The sequence below is a fragment of the Nitrosospira multiformis ATCC 25196 genome (assembly GCF_000196355.1).
Classification (GTDB): Bacteria; Pseudomonadota; Gammaproteobacteria; order Burkholderiales; family Nitrosomonadaceae; genus Nitrosospira; species Nitrosospira multiformis.
Map to the genome: position 1 here is coordinate 1,513,010 of NC_007614.1, position 20,260 is coordinate 1,533,269.

A 20,260-nucleotide genomic window follows, 5' to 3' on the forward strand; every position below is an offset into this window, starting at 1 on the left:
GAAAGCGGTCCAGCTACAGGACATTTGGCATTTATCACGGTATTCAGTACGAACGAACAGGCAGGGGAGCGAAAGATATGAGTTTTCAGCAGGGTTTAAGTGGTTTGAATGCAGCATCGAAAAACCTCGATGTCATCGGTAATAATGTGGCCAATACGAATACTGTAGGCTTCAAGCAATCACAGGCACAGTTTGCGGATATGTTCGCCAATTCGCTGTCGGGCGGTGGTGGCACGCAGGCCGGCATAGGTGTCAAGCTGGCCGGGATTGCTCAGCAGTTCAGCCAGGGAAGTATTACCGTATCCAACAATCCATTCGACATCGCCATCAGCGGTGCAGGTTTCTACCGTTTAAGCGATCAGGGCACGATTAGCTATTCGCGCAATGGCCAGTTTCATCCGGACAAGGATGGTTATATCGTCAACAGCAGTGGCCTCCGGCTTACCGGCTATATGGCCAACTCGACCGGACAGATCAATACCGGCACGCCTACCGATTTAAGGCTTTCCACTGCCGACCTGCCACCTGTCACCACGACGCGGGTGAACGCATTGGTCAATCTCGATTCGCGGGGGGCGCCGTTGAGTGCGGCCGCCTTCGATCTGATGGATCCGGCGACTTATCACAGCTCAACCTCGCTTTCGGTCTATGACAGCCTGGGTAATTCGACTCCGTTGTCGACATATTTCGTCAAGACGGCAGCCAATAGCTGGGATGTATTCGCTGCCAACAATGGCTCCCTCCTCAATGGCGGGCTGTCGATTGGCACATTGAATTTCCTGTCCAACGGTAGCCTCGACCCCTTGAGCTCCAGCAGCTTCAATGTGACGGCTCCCGTCACTACCGGGGCCAGTCCCCTCGCTTTCGATATCGATTTCGCAAACACGACCCAGTTTGGTTCCAATTTCGGTATCAATGCGTTATCGCAGGACGGGTACGCATCCGGGCAGCTCACCGGTTTTTCCATCGGCGAGGATGGGATCGTAAGCGGCAGCTATTCCAACGGTAAATTTCTCTCAATGGGGCAGATCGCGCTGGCCAATTTCGCCAATCCCCAAGGTTTGCAAGCAGTCGGCAATAATACCTGGAAAGAAAGCGCCGCTTCAGGCGCTGCCCTCGTAGCGGCGCCCGCCACCGGGGGCCTGGGTGTGCTACAGGCGGGCGCGGTTGAGGATTCAAACGTGGAGCTTACCTCGGAGCTCGTCAATATGATTACGGCCCAGCGTGTTTACCAAGCCAATGCCCAGACGATCAAGACTCAGGATCAGATACTTCAGACAGTGGTGAACCTGAAGTAATCCGAGTGGCAGGCAATCATTGGAGTAAATATGGATCGCATGATTTATGTTGCCATGACGGGGGCCAAGCACGCGCTGGGACAGCATGCTGCGGTATCTCACAATCTGGCGAACGCGAACACTCCGGGATACCGGGCCGAAATAAATGCGCTGCGCGCTGTACCGGTGTTCAGCGATACCCTCGCTACAAGGGCATTTGTGGTGGATTCAAGTGTCGGGGCGGATTTCCGTCCGGGCACAGTGCAGAACACTGCACGTGAACTTGACGTAGCAATACAGGGAGCCGGGTGGATCGCGGTACAACTGGCGGATGGTAGCGAGGCTTATACTCGCAACGGCGATCTTCATGTCAGTGCCAATGGGGTATTGCAGACCCGCGACGGGTTGAACGTGCTGGGCGATACCGGGCTGATTTCCATCCAGCCGAATGCGAAAGTGACCATAGGTACCGACGGCACAATTTCGACAGTACCGGCCGGAGCAGGGACGAGCGAACCCAATCTGGCTGTCGCAGTGGGCCGGATCAAGCTGGTTAATCCGCCTGAAGCGCAGCTTGTTCGCGGTTCCGACGGGCTCTTCCGGCTCAGCGGCGGTGGCGAGGCGGAGGCGGATGGAAACGTTACCTTGAGCAGCGGTGCACTGGAGGGAAGCAACGTCAATGTCGTGGAGGCGATGGTGGACATGATTTCCCTTTCCCGCCAGTTCGAGACGCATATGAAGCTGTTGCAGAATGCGGAAGGCAATGCCCAACGGGCGAGCCAGCTCCTGTCGATCAGCGGGTGAGGTGGGGACACAGTCCTGTACGTTTCCGTATTGATACGTCACCTGATGAGTAATTGCAGCCAGATAATAGAAAATAATTTTTCATGGAGTTGATGTGATTCGATCACTTTGGATTTCCAAGACCGGGCTTGATGCGCAGCAGACGCAGATGGATGTCATCGCCAATAACCTGGCGAATGTCAGCACGAATGGCTTCAAGCGCTCGCGCGCCGTTTTTGAAGACCTGCTGTATCAGACGCTCCGCCAGCCGGGCGCACAATCCTCACAGCAAACCCAACTGCCTTCCGGCCTGCAGCTCGGGACCGGCGTCAGGCCTGTTGCCACCGAGCATATATTTACCCAGGGCAATTTGCAGCAGACCGGCAATTCCAAGGACGTCGCTATCCAGGGACAGGGATTTTTTCAGGTGCTGCGACCCGACGGGTCGACAGCCTATACCCGAGACGGTTCGTTTCAGACCGATTTCGAGGGGCAACTGGTAACGTCCAGCGGCTATCACGTCCAACCTGCGATCACCATTCCGCCGAATGCCCAGAGCATTACCGTGGGCCGCGACGGAATCGTTTCCGTAACCACGCAGGATTCCACCACGCCCGTTCAGGTCGGCAATCTGCAACTTGCCACATTTATCAATCCTGCCGGCTTGCAGAGCGTGGGGGAAAATCTTTATGTGGAAACAGCATCGAGTGGCACTCCTAACGTTACCAATCCAGGTACGGATGGGGCCGGGTTACTCAACCAGGGATATGTGGAAACCTCCAATGTCAACGTGGTGGAGGAACTGGTCAATATGATCCAGACGCAGCGGGCATACGAGATCAATAGCAAGTCGGTGCAAACGTCGGACCAGATGTTGCAACGCCTGACCCAGCTATAGATCGGCAGCAACCGGATCGAACATCAAATGCCTGCGGCTGAAGCGGCGATGACAATCAAGAATCATGGCGGCACAAAATGGTTTTGAGTTTCTCGGCGAAGCGACGCGCGCGCGTTCTCGGTTTCATGACAGGGGTGCCGCTCGCGCTCTCCGGTTGCGTCAGCCTCCCGCCGCCTGCGCCCATCGTTCACCAACCCATGTCCGCGCGCGCGGCGCTGCCTGCACCGCCGCCTGGCAACGGAGCGGTTTATCAGGATGCTAATCAATACCACAGCTTGTTCATCGACCGGCGAGCGCGCCAGATCGGCGACACGCTGGTTATTCTCCTCACCGAGCGGACCAATGCAAGCAAGCGCTCCAACAGCAGCGCCAACAAGAATGGCGACGTGAGCTTCGGCATTCCGCCAATCGTGTTTGGCGTGCCTATCACAAAAAAAATCGATCTCGGGGCATCCTCGTCCAATGATTTCGCAGGCAAGGGCGAGGCGGCTTCCGCCAATAATTTTAGCGGCACGATCACCGTTACCGTGGTCGATGTGCTACCCAACAGTTATCTGGTAGTAAGTGGCGAAAAGCAGCTGGCGATGACCCAGGGTTCGGAATACATCCGTTTCTCCGGCGTTGTGCGCCCGGAAACGGTGATCAGCAACACCGTATCATCGATCCAGGTGGCGGATGCGCGAATCGAGTATAAGGCGAACGGCTATATCGACGAGGCGCAAACCATGGGCTGGCTTTCACGCTTCTTTCTGACCGTTGCGCCATTCTGAAGCGCATGAGGTGAATCCATGAGATATCCGGTTTCAACAGGAATTGCTGCCCCGGCCTGGTTCGCTTTCTTCTGTGCATGGGCGGGTTTATGGACCTTTTCCCTGCCTGTTCAGGCAGAGCGCATCAAGGATCTCGCATCGATTCAGGGCATACGCCCCAACCAGCTCATCGGCTACGGGCTGGTGGTGGGACTGGATGGGACAGGCGATCAGACCGTTCAGACACCATTTACCATTCAAAGTCTTAATAACATGCTGATGCAGCTGGGCATCAATGTGCCGCCCGGGACGAACATGCGGTTGCGGAATGTGGCGGCCGTAATGGTGACAGCTGCGCTTCCACCGCTTGCACAGCCGGGCCAGGCGATCGACGTCACGGTATCCAGCATGGGTAACGCCAGGAGCTTGCGCGGAGGGACTCTGCTGATGACTCCACTCAAGGGAATCGACGGTCAGGTCTACGGGGTGGCTCAGGGCAACCTGCTGGTGGGTGGAATAGGCGCCGCCGCCAGCGGAAGCAAAGTCCAGGTCAATCATCTAAATGCCGGCCGTATTCCCGGTGGAGCGACAGTCGAACGGGCGGTACCGGTAGCACTGGGGCAGAATGACATGATTCGCCTTGAGCTGAATACCATCGATTTCTCCACAGCGAAACGGATCGTGGATGCGGTCAACACACGCTTCGGCATGGGCACGGCCGCTGCGCTGGATGGCCGGGCGATCCAGGTACGGACACCCCCGGAAAGCGATCAAAGGGTGGCGTTTCTGGCGGAGATGGAAAGCCTTGCCATCAATCCTGCACAAATGCCGGCTCGAGTGATCGTGAATAGCCGCACGGGTTCAGTGGTCATGAATCAGGCGGCAACGGTGGATCAATGCGCGATTGCTCACGGGAACCTGACAGTCGTTATCAGTACGGAACCCGTGATCAGCCAGCCTGGACCCTTTTCATCGGGGCGGACCGTGCAGGCGCAGCGCTCGACCATAGAAATCAAGCAGGAGTCGGGTATGTTGACGATGGTTGAAGGCGCTTCGCTGGCGGAAGTGGTAAAGGCATTGAACGCAATCGGCGCGACGCCGCAGGATCTACTGGCAATTTTACAGGCGATGAAGTCCGCCGGTGCGCTGCGGGCTGAGCTGGAAATCATCTGATGGTTGCTCCGGTTGATCTATCCACGCGCTTTGCCCTTGACGTCCAGGCGGTAAACGGGTTACGCGTGGAATCAAAAAAAACCGGCGAAGCGGGTCTTGAAGCCGCAGCCAGGCAGTTCGAAGCGCTCTTTCTGAACATGCTGCTGAAAAGCATGCGCGATGCCACTCCTAAAGACGATCTGATGGAGAGCGAACAGAGCCGACTGTATCTCTCGATGCTGGATCAACAGTTTTCCCAGACCATGGCTGCGCGCGGCATTGGCCTTGCCGAGATCATGGTGCGTCAATTGCGCCATGCTGCGCCGCCTGATCCGACAGAGAAAGCGGGGATTCCGCAAAACCCCAATAGCCATGCCTTGGATCAATCAATGCCACGCTCTTCAGCGGAGGCAGGGAAGCATCCGGGTTTGCGGGGTTATGCACCGACAGTAGAAATGCAGGAACGACTGCAGGAAATAGAGGGACAAAAGGAACTCGCAAAACCCGGACAGATCGGGCAGCGAGGTCAGTCAGGGTGGTCTGGAGCGGGACAGTCAGCTCCATCCAGGTTGGAACAGGAGGGGCCACAGGCGAGCGAAATACCCGCGCATGTGTCCGAGTTCAAGGCAAGGGTAGGAGCATATGCCCAGGAAGTGAGCCAGGCAACGGGTATTCCGGTCCAGTTCATGCTCGGGCAGGCAGCACTGGAAAGCGGATGGGGGAAACGCGAGTTGCGTGCTACCGATGGAACCCACAGCCACAACCTCTTTGGCATAAAAGCGGGGACCGGCTGGAAGGGGCCCGTGGTGGAAGCGGTCACGACAGAATACATCAATGGCATTGCACATAAGAGGGTGGAGAAATTTCGCGCTTATCCATCCTACGCCGAAGCTTTCCGCGACTACGCCACCCTTTTGAGCACCAATCCACGCTACACGGAAGCACTCAGGCAAGCAGTGCAGAAGTTCGACGCCGAAGGATTCGCCCATGCCCTGCAGCGGGCGGGCTATGCTACTGACCCGGCCTATGGAGACAAGTTAGGCCGGATCATCAGGACCACTCCCTGGTCCTGAGCCTCCATAAGGGGTAAGAACCGGCGGCAAATCTTTCGGAGGATTTCTCCGTCCCCCTAAATATTTTCAACCCGATGCCGTCAATATATGCACGACGACATCCAGACACTCTACTGACAGAGACAGGGTATAACCATGGCAGGGTACAACCATGAGTAATGGTATTTTCGGCATTGGACTCAGCGCGCTCCAGGCTGCCCAGCGGGGATTGCTCGTTACGGGACATAACATCAGCAATACTGCAACTCCAGGTTATACCCGTCAGCAGGTTATCCAGTCGACCAGCGACGCCAGAGCCACGGGCAGTGGATTTATTGGCCAGGGTGTGCAGGTCGATACAGTAAAGCGGGCTTATAACCAGTTTCTCTCCAGACAGGTTGCGCAGGCGGGAACTGAATCCAGCCAGCTGGAAACATACTTTTCCCAGATGAAGCAGATCGACAGCCTGCTGGCCGATTCCATGGGCGGTTCGGGTTTATCGCCTGCCTTGCAGGATTTCTTCGGCAGCCTCCAGGAAATGGCGACAAATCCCGCTGAAGTGGCATCGCGCCAATCCATGCTGTCGAACGCAGAGATGCTGGTACGGCAGTTTCACTCAATGAACAGCCAGCTGAATGAAATCCAGGAAGGGGTAAACAGGCAAATCGAGAACAGCACTGCGCTTATCAATACCCTGGGAGCGCAAATCGCAAAATTGAATGAAACCATCCACATGGCGGAGAGTTCTGCCAACGGCCAGCCTGCAAACGACTTGCGGGATCAGCGCGATGAGTTGGTGGCGCAGCTCAACGACGAGGTTCGCGCCACAGTGGTGCAGAGCGATGAGGGATATAGTGTTTTCCTGGGAGGAGGTCAGCCCTTGGTAATGGGTTCGCAAGCGTCTCAGCTTACTGCCCGACCCTCCGCAATGGATGCTGACCGCCTCGAGATTATCCATGTCATGGGTGGCAGCAGTATCCCGCTCAAGGAGGCAAACCTGGATGGAGGCAAGCTCGGCGGGTTGCTGCAATTTCGCAACGAGATCATTGATACGGTACGCAACGGGCTGGGGCGGGTAGCGATCGGGTTGGCGGGAACCTTTAACGAACAGCATCGGTTGGGACAAGATGCGCAAGGTAACCTGGGAGGTGATTTTTTTACTACACCGGGCCCGGTGGTAGCGGCGTCGACAGAAAATACCGGCAGCGCAGTCATTGATGCGGAAATCGTCAGTTATCGCGATCTGGACGTCAGCGATTATCGTCTGAGTTTTGATGGCGCCAACTATACGCTGCAACCCATCCGGAATGGAGTGGAAGGCACTGTTCAGACTTTTACTACCTTCCCTCAGACCGTGGATGGGGTGCGCTTGAACCTTGCTTCCGGAACAGTTGCGGCGGGAGATGAGTTTCTTATTCGACCAACGGCAAAGGGCGCCGGCCAGATCGCGGTTTCGGTTCAGGATACGGACAAGATCGCCGCGGCGGCTCCAATCCGGACAAGCGCACCTACCACCAATACCGGTACCGGGCGCATCAGCGCAGGCACGGTAAATGCACCGCTTCCCACTGATCCCAATCTGCAACAGGCGGTCACGCTTACCTTTACCAGTGCCACCACTTTTGATGTAAGCGGTACCGGCACAGGAAATCCGGCCAGCGTTCCCTTTACTGCGGGTGGCCCGATTACGTTCAATGGCTGGACTGTTCAGATTACCGGAACGCCCCAGCCGGGCGATACGTTCAGTATCGGCCCGAACACGGATGGAGTGGCTGATAACCGCAATGCCTTGCTGCTGGGAGCATTGCAGTCAAGCAATACACTGGCCGCCGGCGGAGCCAGTTACCGGGGCGCATACGGGCAGCTGGTCAGCCTGATGGGTAACAAGACGCGCGAACTGGAGGTCACGGCTGGCGCGCAGGCTGCCCTGCTTACCCAGACTCGTGCTTTGCAGCAGTCGGAAGCAGGTGTCAATCTCGATGAGGAAGCGGCTAATCTGCTGCGTTACCAGCAGGCATACCAGGCAGCGAGCAAGGTGATACAAACAGCTAATCAGATGTTCGATGCGCTACTCGAGATAACGAGGTAAAAGCGCGCTGCAAAAAAGCGCGCGGTGCGCGAAAGTGGATGCTGAGAACGCTTGAAGCGGTGTGATCAGTGCAAGCACCGGCTATAGCAAGAACATATCAGTATGATATAGAAAAAGGGAATCAAAATGCGCGTCAGCAGTAATACCAGTTACGAGGCGGGACTTGCTGCCATCCACCGCCAGCAATCGGCACAGATGAAGACTTTCGAGCAGATAAGCACTGGCCGCAGCGTACTCACGCCGTCGGCAAATCCCGCGGCGTATGTTCGGGCACTCGATGTTGCCGAGGCAGACTCCGCCAACAGCCAATACGCGTTGAATCGGCAAAATGGCATGGCCAGCCTCAGTATGCTGGAAGATACTCTTGGCGGCATTACAGCCCTGCTGCAAAGGGCGCAGGAGCTTACCGTGGCTGCTGGAAACGGTACGCTGAATGACAGCGGACGCGAAACCATTGCCACTGAGTTGCGCACGAGTCTGGGTGAACTTCTGGGTTTGTCCAACCGAAAGGACGCAAGCGGGCAATATCTCTTTTCCGGTTATCAGAGTTCAACCAAGCCGTTTGAGGATACCGGGAGTGGGGTGCAATATGTTGGCGATGAAGGCTTGCGCATGATACAAGCCAGCTCATCCCGGCAGCTTGCAGTAAATGAGTCGGGACGAGAGGTGTTCGAGCGCATTCCTGCGGCGGGAGGGAGCTACCACAGTATGTTCAAGACGCTGTCCGACCTTGCTGATTTACTCGAAACACCGGTAACCGACCCAGCGGGCAAGACAGCCCTCGCCACCGGTCTGGGTAGCGCGCAAGTGAACCTGTCCAATGCGCTCGACAATGTGCTCAAGGTGCAGGCATCGGTAGGAACGCGCATGAAGGAAATAGATGCCTTAAATGAACGCGGCGAAGATTTGAATATTCAGTACAAACAGCAGTTATCGGAATTACGGGATGTGGACTACGTTGAGGCCATCAGTGACCTGACTCAGCAGCGGACCTATCTGGAAGCTACGCAGAAGGCATTTCTGAAGGTGCAAAGCCTTTCCTTGTTCGATTATATACGCTGATGGCGGCAAAATATTTCACGCACGGCTTCTTTACCTGGAAAGAAGTTTCCTGCTGATGATTTCCATGCTCCGAGTCATTCCCCAGGGAGGCGTGCTATCCGACCGTGGTTCTGACTGCGGTTAACTGTAACCGCTACCTGAGTTTTCAGTCGAATAGAGACGGGCAGATGATTCTAGATACGGCTCCACATATTTCTTCGGTCGGGCAGGTAAAGGAATTCTTCCTGGCCCGTCAACCTATTCTGGATCAGAACCAGAATCTGATCGCTTACGAGTTATTGTTCCGCCGCGCAGGAGTCAGGGCACCGGTTAGCGCGGAGGATACCCGGGGTGCCGCTTCCATCATCGCACATACATCCGAACTGGGCATCGAGAATGTGACCGGGAGCGCGCTCGGCTTCTTCAACGTGAATTCCACGCTGTTGATGGGAGACCTGGTTAATTTTCTACCCGCCGAAAAAGTTGTGTTCGAGTTTCCTCAAACGGACAAGATTACTCCCGAACTCGTCCGGCGTGTTGCCGAACTGGCGAAGGCAGGATATCGATTTGCGTTGGATGACGTTATCACCCTGTCCGAATACATAAAACCGTTACTGCCGTTTGTTGAAATCATCAAGATCGACACGTCCGTCATGACGTATGCCGATCTGGCCATGCTCGTTCGCCAGTTCAAACAGGCACGCAAGGTGCTTCTTGCTGACAAAGTAGAGACGCTCGAACAATTCCAGAATTGCCATGAGCTCGGCTTTGACTATTACCAGGGTTACTACTTTGCAAAACCAGCTCTTCTGTCAGGCAAGAAGCTTGCAACTTCGCAACTGGCGATCATGGAGCTGATGACTCTGGTAGCCAGGGACGCCGACACGATAGAAATCGAGCAACGCATCAAAAAAGAAGTATCGCTTTGCCTGTCCTTATTACGATTGGTCAATACGCCCGCCATGGGTGTTACGAAAAGCATACATTCGTTAAGTGAGGCCTTGATGGTCCTCGGCCGCCGCCAGTTGCAGCGATGGTTGCAAATTCAGATCTATGTCGGGCCGGACCCTCAGATCCAATTCGGGTCGCCGCTTCTCCTGCTGGCAGCTACACGCGGCAAACTTCTTGAACTGGTTGCTCAAAAACTTCAGCCCGCAAACAGAAGCATGGCCGATATTGCCTTTACCGTGGGCATTTTATCCTTGCTGGATGCTTTGTTCGGGCAACACATGGAAAGAATTCTCCGCCAGATCGTTCTGAGCGAGGAGATCACCGAAGCCTTGCTGTACCGGACGGGGTTTTACGGGGACTTGCTGAAGCTTGCCGAATATCTCGAAAAACCTGGCGAAGCCGGCCGACTGCTCGTGCCCCTGCTTGCCAGATTGGGGCTCCCGATTGAAGAGCTTTATCCATTCCAATTGGAAGCATTTGAATGGAGCAACAGTTTGTTACCTACCTTATAGAAGACATACGTTCCTGGTTGGCATGTCATCCCGCATCCCTGATACATCCGGATATCGGAGTTATAAAGTTATCCGGCCAAGGAGCAGGCACAAAAATTGATTTCGCTGCGCCTGCACCTTCGCAGAATGCCGGAGAAACCGGAACCCTGGAGCGGTTATAATATAGGAATGGATACTGTTCATGGCAGTGAGCCAAGCCGGGCCGAAATCGATTCGCTCCAAGGTCCAGCTCTCGTCGAATTCGGGGCAGCGTGGTGCGGATACTGCCGGGCTGCGCGGCCGTTGATTGCTTCGGCCTTGTCCGGAGCTCCACCGGTGCGTTATATCCGGATAGAGGATGGAAAGGGGCGGCGGTTGGGACGCTCGTTTGGCGTGAAGCTCTGGCCGACCCTGATTTTTCTGAAGGACGGAAAAGAAATTGCGCGCCTGGTCCGGCCTGAGAATCCCGGTCTCATCCAGCGCGCTCTGGAAAATATCTGCAAGGATGCGTGAATCTTCAAGAGTGGGTGATCGCGCTCCCTGCTCTGCGTCCAGCCGGAATCCGTCGCATTATAACTTGCGCAGTCAATAACATATCAGCACTGCATGAAGCAAAAAAAGGAAAATTCAGAACCCCTCCATATGGGGGAAGCGTACCCTCCGGATGTTGCCGCCAATTCTCCAGGGATGGTTTTTCAATACATACAAAAGGGAGATGGTACTTCATCCATGCCCTTTATCAGTGATCAGTGCGCCAATGTACTCGGGATCTCGGCTGGAGAACTGAAGGCTAATCCTTCGCTGCTCCAGGATCTGGTGCTTCCGGAAGACCGGGAAAGCCTGGAGTATTCGAAGGCGCAATCCGCAGCTAATCTGACAACGTGGAATTGGGAAGGACGCCTGTGGATCGAATCCTACGGGGATATAAAGTGGGTCAGCTTGCGAGCAAGTCCGAGGCGGGAGAAGGGCGCGTGCGTGGTTTGGGAAGGCATTATCATCAATATCACCGAGAGCAGGCGCCGGGAGACAGAGCTCAAGGCATCCCATGAACGGCTCAAGGAAGTATCAGCCCACGTCATGGCGGCGAGGGAGCACGAGCGTATACGCATTGCCAGAGAAATACACGATGATCTGGGGGGGAATCTCACTGCCATCAAGATCGATCTCGACTGGCTGGTGAGGCGGATCGATGCCGGCGCCAGCAGCGCCGAGAATGCTGTATTGCTTGCGAAAGTGCGTATTGTTTCAGATCTGGTGGATCGCACCATACATTCGATACAACGTATTTCCCGGGACCTGCGGCCCGGCATCATGGATTTTGGCATTTTTGCGGCAATAGAATGGGAAGCGGGTGAATTTGCAAAACGCTATGGCATACCTTGCAAGGTGTCGTGCAACGAGCCGGATATTGAACTCGAATCTGACATGGCCGTGGCCGTATTTCGAATTTTTCAGGAAGCGCTCACCAATATTGCGAAGCACGCGCATGCCTCGCATGTCTGGGTCGGGCTGGACGTGAGATCATGGATTTTGGCATTTTTGCGGCAATAGAATGGGAAGCGGGTGAATTTGCAAAACGCTATGGCATACCTTGCAAGGTGTCGTGCAACGAGCCGGATATTGAACTCGAATCTGACATGGCCGTGGCCGTATTTCGAATTTTTCAGGAAGCGCTCACCAATATTGCGAAGCACGCGCATGCCTCGCATGTCTGGGTCGGGCTGGACGTGAGGCAGGAATATCTGGAGCTCAAGGTGCAGGATAACGGCTGCGGTATCGCCCCAAACGATTTCAGAAAGCTTGATTCGTTCGGGATTCGGGGCATGGTCGAGCGCGCGAGCCTGCTCGAGGGAAAACTGACGGTCAGCGCAAGGCAGGGGCATGAGTGGATTCAGCCCGGACAAGGCCAGCCAGGAATTCAGCGGGAACGGATGGGAGAGGAGCAGGCAAGGCAAGGTACTCTGGTTCATCTCTCGATTCCACTCGCTGCGGAAGCACGGCCAACGGTCCCTGCGACGGTTATTTCAGGAAAATCCACCCCGTCATGAATGTACTGATTGTGGACGACCATGCCATCGTGCGTCAGGGCTTAAGGCAGATTCTGACTGAAAGCGGAAAAATCGATCTTATCGCTGAAGCGGAATCGGGTGGAGAGGCAATGCGGCAACTGCGTGAAGGGGAATGGAGCGTAGTGGTGCTGGATATCTCCCTGCCCGACAGGAACGGTATCGAAGTGTTGAAGCAGATCAGGAAAGAGCGTCCCAAATTACCCGTGCTCATGTTGAGCATGCACGAGGAGGGGCTTTATGCGATCCGGGCACTGAAGGCGGGAGCCTTTGGTTATATAACCAAGCAGAGCGCTCCCAATGAGTTGATGGCCGCCATCAACCAGGCGGCCAGGGGGCGCAAGTACCTGACACCCGCAGTGGCTGAAGCCATGGCGGAAAGTCTTGGCACGGACCACGATCGTCCGCTGCATGAAACACTGTCCGATCGTGAATACCAGACCCTGCGCCTGATCGCTTCAGGCAAGAGTCTCACAGACGCGGCCGAGGAAATGCATCTGTCGGTCAAGACTGTGAGTGTCTACCGCGGCCGCCTCCTGCAAAAGATGAAGCTCAAGAACAATGCGGAAGTGACCCACTACGCCATCAAGAACGGCCTCGCTTGAGCCCCTTAGTCCCTTGGTCCCTCAGCCCGTGGGCCGGATTACCCTTCACGCCAATTCGCTGATTCGCTGCTTCTTCATGGGGGCGGCAGCATGGCGCCTCTAGCGTTGCAATAGGAAATGAGACTCCTGCCTGCTCGCTTTCGCTTGCAGAACCATAACCTTCAAGTATTCTTAAACTCTCAAAGGCTGCACCTCAAAGCACTCGGTTCCCGCTACTCCCGAGGCTGCTTCAAATATCGCCTATGCCCTCTTTACTCCGATCTCCGCTGTTGCACGAGTGAATAAGGCAGCGCCGAATATACGGCGTTGTTCACCCCGTTAATCAGCGCATTGCCCAGCCCTGCCTCCTCTTATCATTATCGTACCTGCCTGCCCATCACCCGGATAGCAATGCCGGATAAACTCGAGAAGAGTGCGGCGGTGGCTGCGCCAAAAAACGTGACGATGCCATTAAATGTTTCTCCTGGATCACCGTTAATAAGCATAACAGCAGTTGATTAGCTTCGGGTAATGAGGCGAACCAAAGTTGACGGCTGTAGGTGTAATTTCATGAAAAATTAGTCAAGGAGATTTACATGGCTGCAATCATCAATACCAACGTCATTTCCATGAATGCGCAGCGTAACCTCAACGGTTCGCAGAACGCACTCGCCACCACATTGCAGCGCCTGTCCTCCGGTCTGCGCATCAACAGCGCCAAGGACGATGCTGCAGGGCTTGCGATCTCGGAACGCATGACTTCCCAGATCAAAGGCTTCACTCAGGCAATTCGCAATGCCAACGACGGCATCTCGATGTCTCAGACGGCGGAGGGCGCACTGGGGGAAATCGGCAACAACCTGCAGCGCATACGTGAGCTGGCCGTGCAATCGCGCAATGCCAGCAACAGCGCAAGCGACCGTACCGCGCTCAACAATGAAGTCCAGCAGCTCAAGGCCGAAATCGATCGCGTTGCTTCAACCACGACGTTCAACGGCATCAAACTGCTTGATGGTACTTTCACCAATCAAGACTTTCAGGTGGGCGCCAATGTGGGCGAGACTATCAATATTGCGAGTATCGTCAATGCACAAAGCTCTGCTCTGGGAACCACTACCACTTACTCAACCACCGTTACCGGTGTAGCCGCTACAGGATTCGCGACGCCAGCGGATGACATCGCCGCGGGCGACTTGAAGATAAACGGGGTTGACGTGGGCGCCATTACCGCAGGAGGCACAGCACCCCTTCAGGGAGCAGCCGTCGCAGCTGCCATCAACCTGATTTCGGGAACCACAGGGGTTAGCGCTTCTGCCGATGGCGCCGGTCTGGTGACACTGACCAGCACGTCCAGCGACGGCATCACTGTGGCCATGAGTGGTACGGCTAACACCGCACGGACCGGTCTGACTGCCGGCGCAACCGCAGCAACGGCAACGACCGCCGCTGGCTTCGGCGCGCTGAAGATAGACACCACCGCCGATGCCGATACCGCGATCGCTTCGATGGATTCCGCATTGAGCGCGCTCAACGCGGCGCGTGCCGATCTCGGCGCCTACCAGAACCGATTCACATCGGCAGTTGCAAACCTTCAGACTGTCTCCGAGAACCTGTCCGCCTCGCGCAGCCGCATCATGGATGCCGATTTCGCGGCGGAAACGGCGGCGCTTTCGCGCAACCAAGTGCTGCAACAAGCGGGAACGGCCATGCTGGCTCAGGCAAATGCAATGCCGCAAAGCGTATTGTCCCTGCTGAGAGGTTAATCGCTGGTAAACGGCCTCGCCTGAACGGCCGGGTGTGTGATGAACGGGGATCGGAAGCTTGCTTGCGATCCCCGTTCGAATCCTCTGAGGGTCAATAATGAAAATCGAACAATCCGGAGCCGCCATTCAACCAGGGATCGGTTCCAGAGCAACCGAAGGTGAATTCCCATACAGCGATGTTCGCCTATCGGCCGGGAAAGGAAATCCACCCCCGCCGCAGACCATGCAGGTTAAACAGGAAACGGAAAAGGAAAGGACTTTACTCGCTGGCTCCAGTCTGGAATTCAGTGTCGATACCGATACCGACAGGATAGTAATAAAAATTATAGACAATGAAACCCGGGAACTCGTAAGGCAGATTCCCATGGAAGAAATGCTTGCCCTGGCAAAGACCATGAATCAGCTACAGGGTTTGTTGCTGCGCACCAAAGCCTGATGGTGCGATCGGGCAACCCACCGGAAACAGGAAAAAGAAGAGGACAGAAAAATGGCGATTACCGCTGCCGGAGCAGGTTCGAACCTGGACGTAAATGGCATAGTTAGCCAGTTGATGGCGGCCGAACGTACGCCGCTTGCTTTGCTTCAGAAGCGCGAATCCGACTACCAGGCAAAACTATCCGCTTATGGAACACTGAAAGGTGCCTTGTCTGCTTTCCAGACGGCAATGCAGGGACTGGCTGATCCTGCAAAATATAATGCAGTGAGCGCGAGTGCGGCAGATAGCTCTCTGTTGACCGCAACCGGGAATAGCAATGGCAAGGCGGTGCCGGGTAGTTATTCGGTGGAAGTGCAGCAGCTTGCCCAGCAGCAGAAAATCCGTTCCGAAGGATTTGCCAGCACATCAAGCACCGTAGGCAGCGGAACTTTGACGATACAGTACGGCACTTATGATAATGTGCTGAATACCTTTACTCTCAACAACGCGAAACCGGCGCAAACGATAACGATCGAACCCTCCAGCAACACGCTCTCCGGTGTGCGTGACGCTATCAACGCAGCCAATGCCGGGGTGAGTGCAACGATTGTGAATGACGGCGCCGGCAACAAACTTGTGCTGACCGCAAAGGATCCAGGAGCGGCGAGCAGCCTGAAGATTACAGTCAGCGATGACGATGGGGGCAATCTCGACACAACCGGACTCTCCGCTCTTGCCTTCGACCCAACGGTCGGAGGGGGCTCCGGCAAGAATCTCATCCAGGTGCAGGCCGCGCAGGATGCGAAACTCCGGATCGACGGGATCGATATCGTCAAGTCCTCGAATACGATTACAGACGCAATTGAAGGCGTCACACTCAGCCTGCTCAAAACGAATGCAGGCAGTCCGACGACGCTGAATGTTTCACCGGACACCGCTGCTGCGAAGACAGCGGTGGAAGCATTCGTAAAGTCATACAACAGCATCAATCAAACGCTTTCCAATCTCAGCGCCTATAACCCTGGAGCAAAGAAGGGCGCGATATTGCAGGGGGATTCCGCGGCGTTCTCTATTCAGCGCGGAATTCGATCGGCATTAACAGCCATGATGGGTGACAGTCGCGGCTTCACCTCCCTTTCCCAGATCGGTGTTACCTTGCAGAAAGACGGCAGCCTGGCGGTGGATTCCGCAAAGCTGCAGGCGTCGATGGATACTGGATTTGAACAGATCGGCAGGCTGTTTACGATAGGCGGCACCTCCACCGATAGTCTGATTTCGTACGAAGGAGCCACGGATAAGACAGTGGCTGGAAATTATGCCGTTACGGTTACACAGCTCGCAACTCGAGGCAGCCTCAGCGGAAGCCAGGCAGCAGGGCTAACGATAACGGCAGGAATCAACGATCAACTCAATTTTAATGTGGATGGGGTGGCAGCCAGTATTACGCTGGCCGACGGAATTTATGCTTCCGCGGATGCATTGGCGGCCGAAGTGCAAAGCAAGCTGAATGGTCTCTCTGGCCTGACAACCGAAGGAATTTCAGTATCGGTTTCCCCGTCCGCCGGCGTATTGAGCATCGTGTCGTCGCGTTACGGCTCCGCCTCCAGCGTTATCCTCACGGGAGGTAATGGTGCGGGCAATCTGCTCGGTGCCAGTCCTGTGGGAGCCACCGGAATAGATGTCGCAGGCTCCATCAATGGTGTTTCCGCTACAGGGTCGGGACAGATGCTGACTGCTGCTGGCGGGGGATCCGCCGAAGGTCTGCGCGTCGCCATCCACGGCGGCGCGCTCGGCACCCGGGGGACAATCGAGTTCTCGCGAGGTTACGCCGAGCGATTGAGTAAGGTTGCAGAAGAGTTTCTCGCCACTGAGGGAGTGATTGCCACCCGGGTCGAGGGACTGAACGCCAGTATCAAGGATCTCGATCGGCGCCAGGAGGATTTTAGCCGTCGACTTGAAACCGTTGAGGCGCGTTACCGGGCACAGTTCTCTGCGCTTGATGCCATGCTGGGCAGCTTGACCCAGACGAGCCAGTTTCTTCAACAACAACTGGCCTCGCTGCCAACTCTCAACGAAAAATAACGGAGGAGTAAATATATGTATTCAGTACCTCGCTGCGGTGTAAACGCATATGCCCGGGTTGGTCTTGAAACGGGTGTAATCGCCGCCAGTCCTCATAAACTCGTCCTGATGCTGTTTGAGGGAGCGCGGATAGCATTGGCTTCGGCGCTTACCCATACGCGAAGCGGCCAGATAGCGGCCAGGGGCGAAGCGATTTCCAAAGCCATTGCAATCATCAACTCCGGCTTGCAAGCCAGCCTGGACATCAAAGCGGGAGGAGAGCTCGCCCAGCAATTGAATGCGCTTTATGAGTACATGGGACGCCGGCTGTTACAGGCTAATGTTCATGACAAACCGGAATATATCGAAGAGGTAAGTGGTCTTCTTGGCGAACTGCACGAGGCATGGGAAGCGATCGGCTCGTTCACGCAGTCAGGTGGAGAGGGAGAGATGATTTCATCCGTCACTCATGACGGCATTGCCAATCTGAAAAAAGCGTAATGATGATGACAAGTGCAGAAAACCTTGCTGTGTTTCAGTCTCTTTCCGACCTTACCGGAGAAATGAGAGAGGCTGCCCAGGGGAGTGAGTGGGATCGGCTTGCGGGATTGGAACGACGCTGCGCAGCCTTGGTGGCGCAACTCGAGAGCGCGGAGGCGGTGCGGCTTCCCCAGGATATGCAACGGCAGAAAGTTGAGCTGATTCACAAGATTCTGGCCGATGACGCAGCCATACGCGAGTACACGGAACCCTGGATAAGACAGGTTCAAGCTCTGCTGGGTACTGCCAGCCGCTCGCGGTGCGTGCGTCAGGCCTATGAGTCGGGGGCGTGGAATTTCTGAGCGGGAATTCCGGGAGCGCGCTCTCGTAGCACCGTCAAAATGTGCAGGTCAGGGAATCCGGTTTAATCCCCAGCTTAACCCTTTGGCAGGGTTCAGGATCAGGGCGAGCGGGGAAAAACGACTTAGGGCGAGCGGGGAGGCGAAGGATTCGGGAGGAGTTCCTCATGGGGAGGGCAAGTTTCATTCCAGGTTTTCCCAATCACGAGACACGGGAAGAGGGGTCCGAGGGCAGATCCCATTCGATGGGTACAGATAGGCCTGTTTAATTCGTCCAGACCCCTGGCAGTGGATCAACCCCAGAACAGGAGAATTCGATCTGCGTGCAGTCGACTCAATCGCGGCAATAACTTCAATCCGTCCGGTTCAATCCTCACTTCAAAGAAGTGAGGATTTTACTTCGTTCCTCGCCGGACTGGAGCCTGGGCGTTCTTTGAGAGCGCAGGTGCAAGCTCTGCTTCCCAATAATGAATTCGTCGTAATGCTGTATGGCCGGGAGGAGCAGGATGGGCAGGTGTTACAGATGAAATTGCCCCGGAGTGCGCACTTGGGCGAAACATTCAATCTGATTTTCCTGTCCCGCGCGCCAAAGCCGACGTTCGGACTCGTGCTCGGCTCTCAAGCAGTGGCTCCTCAATTGAGTGAGACCGGACGTTTCATCAGCACCCTGCTCCAGCAGCCGCTTCCACTTCCTTCTGTCAGTCGATCGATGCAGTCGGATGTGGCGCCATTGCTGCCCGCGCCACCACGCGAGGGTGCGCCGGGACAGCATACGCAACTCGCTCAAGGATTGATGCAAGCAATAAGTTCAAGCGGACTGTTTTATGAGTTCCATCTGATGCAATGGGTGGCCGGCAAAAGATCATTGGCCAGCCTGCTGCTGGAACCGCAGGGGCGTTTATCGGAAAACCTCCCGCAGGCGCCCGCGATTGCTTCACCCCCGGCTTCACCGGGAGGCGAGCTTCGTCTGTCAGCTCACCCGCATCAGGATTATTTGAATCCCCTGCATCGCGATACTCAAACCCTCTTGCGTCAGCAACTGGATGTTCTGGAAAGCGGACATCTTCAATGGCGAGGCGAAATCTGGCCCGGCCAGACTATCGAGTGGGATACAGTCAGAGAAAAGAAGGACGATCCGGAAAGAGGCAGGGCTGCACAGAGTGCCGTATGGAAAACCAGTGTACACCTTACGCTACCGAATCTGGGATCTGTCAACGCAGTTCTGAAGCTGGGTGAGTCCGGAGTCGAGGTTCGTCTTGCTGCAACCGAATCATCAGCCGCGATCCTGCGGGCGGGGATAGGACACCTCGTCGCAGGATTGAATTCAGCGGGAATCGGATTATCGAGTATGGGTATTGAGGCGAATGAAAAGGTTGAACCGGTCTGAGGCTGCCGTTGCGCTGGCGTATCGGACCGGCGACCATGCCCCGCAGGTTGTTGCCAAGGGACGCGGTCTGGTTGCCGAAAATATTATCCGGGAGGCACGAAGACACGGCGTTTTCGTTCATGAATCTCCGGAACTGGTGTCCTTGCTCATCCAGGTGGATCTGGATCAGCATATTCCGCCGCAGCTCTACCGGGCGGTGGCGGAATTGCTCGTATGGCTTTACAAGATGGAAGCCGGGGAGCAGAGCAGTGAGGAGTCTCCATCAATCCCGGTCCACTCCTAAACCGGCATATTCATAATATCCTGATAGGCCGCAACCAGCTTGTTGCGTACTTGCACTGTGTACTGAAACGAGATGGATGCTTTCTGCAGCGAGATCATTGCTTCCGTCAAATTGGCCTCGGGCGCGCCCAATTCAAAATCTCTGGCAAGCTTCGATGCATGCTGCTGAACGTTATTGACCTGATCCAGCGATCTCCTGAATACGGTTGCGAAATCGACACGTCCCGCTTCACTTCCAGTTTCGTCTCCACTCGCTATTGTCCCGACTGAACCTGCTTTGCCGCCAGCAAGTGCAGCGCCTGCGCGTAGCTGGGTGAGCATCGAATCTATGTTTGAAATGTCCATGGCTTCCGGCAGTGCTTTTGAAAGGTATACAAGAT

The 20,260-nt window shown here is 55.5% G+C and carries 22 protein-coding genes; 20 read left to right on the top strand and 2 right to left on the bottom strand.

Features of this window, described 5'->3' with window-relative positions; translation table 11 throughout:
* The first annotated feature begins 77 nt into the window (after nucleotides 1-77).
* The 13 genes from flgE to NMUL_RS07035 all read left to right on the top strand — a co-directional run bounded on the left by flgE (nucleotide 78) and on the right by NMUL_RS07035 (nucleotide 13,154).
* Complete coding sequence (gene flgE, locus NMUL_RS06975; protein ID WP_011380663.1) at nucleotides 78-1,298, top strand: flagellar hook protein FlgE; 1,221 nt, start codon at nucleotides 78-80, stop codon at nucleotides 1,296-1,298.
* A 30-nt stretch (nucleotides 1,299-1,328) separates the two neighbouring features.
* The gene (locus tag NMUL_RS06980; RefSeq protein WP_011380664.1) at nucleotides 1,329-2,081 is read left to right on the top strand and encodes a flagellar basal body rod protein FlgF; all 753 of its coding nucleotides are present in this window, start codon (nucleotides 1,329-1,331) and stop codon (nucleotides 2,079-2,081) included.
* Nucleotides 2,082-2,175: 94 nt separating this feature from the next.
* Nucleotides 2,176-2,958: a flagellar basal-body rod protein FlgG gene (gene flgG, locus NMUL_RS06985; protein ID WP_011380665.1), complete on the top strand. Its 783-nt coding sequence runs from the start codon at nucleotides 2,176-2,178 to the stop codon at nucleotides 2,956-2,958.
* Between the two features lie 77 nt (nucleotides 2,959-3,035).
* Nucleotides 3,036-3,728: a flagellar basal body L-ring protein FlgH gene (locus NMUL_RS06990; protein ID WP_011380666.1), complete on the top strand. Its 693-nt coding sequence runs from the start codon at nucleotides 3,036-3,038 to the stop codon at nucleotides 3,726-3,728.
* Between the two features lie 18 nt (nucleotides 3,729-3,746).
* The gene (locus NMUL_RS06995) at nucleotides 3,747-4,880 is read left to right on the top strand and encodes a flagellar basal body P-ring protein FlgI (protein ID WP_011380667.1); all 1,134 of its coding nucleotides are present in this window, start codon (nucleotides 3,747-3,749) and stop codon (nucleotides 4,878-4,880) included.
* Nucleotides 4,880-5,932, top strand: coding sequence for a flagellar assembly peptidoglycan hydrolase FlgJ (gene flgJ / locus NMUL_RS07000; RefSeq protein WP_011380668.1), 1,053 nt, complete (start codon nucleotides 4,880-4,882; stop codon nucleotides 5,930-5,932). The genes NMUL_RS06995 and flgJ overlap by 1 nt, the downstream gene beginning before the upstream one ends.
* A 151-nt stretch (nucleotides 5,933-6,083) precedes the next feature.
* Nucleotides 6,084-8,000: a flagellar hook-associated protein FlgK gene (gene flgK, locus NMUL_RS07005; RefSeq protein ID WP_011380669.1), complete on the top strand. Its 1,917-nt coding sequence runs from the start codon at nucleotides 6,084-6,086 to the stop codon at nucleotides 7,998-8,000.
* A 126-nt stretch (nucleotides 8,001-8,126) separates the two neighbouring features.
* Complete coding sequence (gene flgL / locus NMUL_RS07010) at nucleotides 8,127-9,062, top strand: flagellar hook-associated protein FlgL (protein ID WP_011380670.1); 936 nt, start codon at nucleotides 8,127-8,129, stop codon at nucleotides 9,060-9,062.
* A gap of 167 nt (nucleotides 9,063-9,229) precedes the next feature.
* Nucleotides 9,230-10,504, top strand: a complete 1,275-nt coding sequence (locus tag NMUL_RS07015) for an EAL and HDOD domain-containing protein (RefSeq protein ID WP_011380671.1) — start codon at nucleotides 9,230-9,232, stop codon at nucleotides 10,502-10,504.
* A gap of 168 nt (nucleotides 10,505-10,672) precedes the next feature.
* Nucleotides 10,673-10,996 carry a thioredoxin family protein gene (locus NMUL_RS07020; RefSeq protein ID WP_104009667.1) on the top strand — a complete coding sequence of 108 codons (324 nt, stop codon included), beginning with the start codon at nucleotides 10,673-10,675 and terminating at the stop codon, nucleotides 10,994-10,996.
* A gap of 216 nt (nucleotides 10,997-11,212) precedes the next feature.
* Nucleotides 11,213-12,034: a sensor histidine kinase gene (locus NMUL_RS07025; RefSeq protein ID WP_238529888.1), complete on the top strand. Its 822-nt coding sequence runs from the start codon at nucleotides 11,213-11,215 to the stop codon at nucleotides 12,032-12,034.
* On the top strand, nucleotides 12,007-12,531 hold the full coding sequence (locus NMUL_RS07030; protein ID WP_011380674.1) for a sensor histidine kinase: 525 nt from the start codon (nucleotides 12,007-12,009) through the stop codon (nucleotides 12,529-12,531). The genes NMUL_RS07025 and NMUL_RS07030 overlap by 28 nt, the downstream gene beginning before the upstream one ends.
* Complete coding sequence (locus NMUL_RS07035) at nucleotides 12,528-13,154, top strand: response regulator (RefSeq protein WP_011380675.1); 627 nt, start codon at nucleotides 12,528-12,530, stop codon at nucleotides 13,152-13,154. The genes NMUL_RS07030 and NMUL_RS07035 overlap by 4 nt, the downstream gene beginning before the upstream one ends.
* Before the next feature lie 356 nt (nucleotides 13,155-13,510).
* On the opposite strand, the gene NMUL_RS16495 is transcribed toward NMUL_RS07035, so the two are convergent.
* Nucleotides 13,511-13,639, bottom strand: a complete 129-nt coding sequence (locus tag NMUL_RS16495) for a hypothetical protein (RefSeq protein ID WP_258039189.1) — start codon at nucleotides 13,637-13,639, stop codon at nucleotides 13,511-13,513.
* A gap of 90 nt (nucleotides 13,640-13,729) precedes the next feature.
* Between NMUL_RS16495 and NMUL_RS07040 the strand changes: the two genes are divergently transcribed.
* From NMUL_RS07040 to NMUL_RS07070, 7 genes are all read left to right on the top strand, one after another.
* On the top strand, nucleotides 13,730-14,896 hold the full coding sequence (locus NMUL_RS07040) for a flagellin (protein WP_011380676.1): 1,167 nt from the start codon (nucleotides 13,730-13,732) through the stop codon (nucleotides 14,894-14,896).
* 97 nt (nucleotides 14,897-14,993) lie between these two features.
* Nucleotides 14,994-15,332 (top strand): flagellar protein FlaG, encoded by a 339-nt coding sequence (locus tag NMUL_RS07045; protein ID WP_011380677.1) that lies wholly within the window; start codon nucleotides 14,994-14,996, stop codon nucleotides 15,330-15,332.
* 51 nt (nucleotides 15,333-15,383) lie between these two features.
* A complete protein-coding gene (gene fliD, locus NMUL_RS07050) occupies nucleotides 15,384-17,393 on the top strand; it encodes a flagellar filament capping protein FliD (RefSeq protein WP_011380678.1) in 2,010 nt (669 codons plus the stop codon).
* Nucleotides 17,394-17,408: 15 nt separating this feature from the next.
* A complete protein-coding gene (fliS, locus tag NMUL_RS07055; RefSeq protein WP_011380679.1) occupies nucleotides 17,409-17,873 on the top strand; it encodes a flagellar export chaperone FliS in 465 nt (154 codons plus the stop codon).
* Entirely contained in the window at nucleotides 17,873-18,214 is a 342-nt protein-coding gene (locus NMUL_RS07060) for a flagellar protein FliT (RefSeq protein WP_011380680.1), read from the top strand. Before fliS ends, NMUL_RS07060 begins: the two co-directional genes overlap by 1 nt.
* Before the next feature lie 442 nt (nucleotides 18,215-18,656).
* A complete protein-coding gene (fliK, locus tag NMUL_RS07065) occupies nucleotides 18,657-19,598 on the top strand; it encodes a flagellar hook-length control protein FliK (protein ID WP_104009668.1) in 942 nt (313 codons plus the stop codon).
* Nucleotides 19,576-19,881 (top strand): EscU/YscU/HrcU family type III secretion system export apparatus switch protein, encoded by a 306-nt coding sequence (locus NMUL_RS07070; RefSeq protein ID WP_011380682.1) that lies wholly within the window; start codon nucleotides 19,576-19,578, stop codon nucleotides 19,879-19,881. Before fliK ends, NMUL_RS07070 begins: the two co-directional genes overlap by 23 nt.
* Here the strand turns inward: NMUL_RS07070 and fliE are convergent.
* A complete protein-coding gene (gene fliE, locus NMUL_RS07075) occupies nucleotides 19,878-20,225 on the bottom strand; it encodes a flagellar hook-basal body complex protein FliE (RefSeq protein ID WP_011380683.1) in 348 nt (115 codons plus the stop codon). The genes NMUL_RS07070 and fliE overlap by 4 nt on opposite strands.
* Between the last annotated feature and the right edge of the window lie 35 nt (nucleotides 20,226-20,260).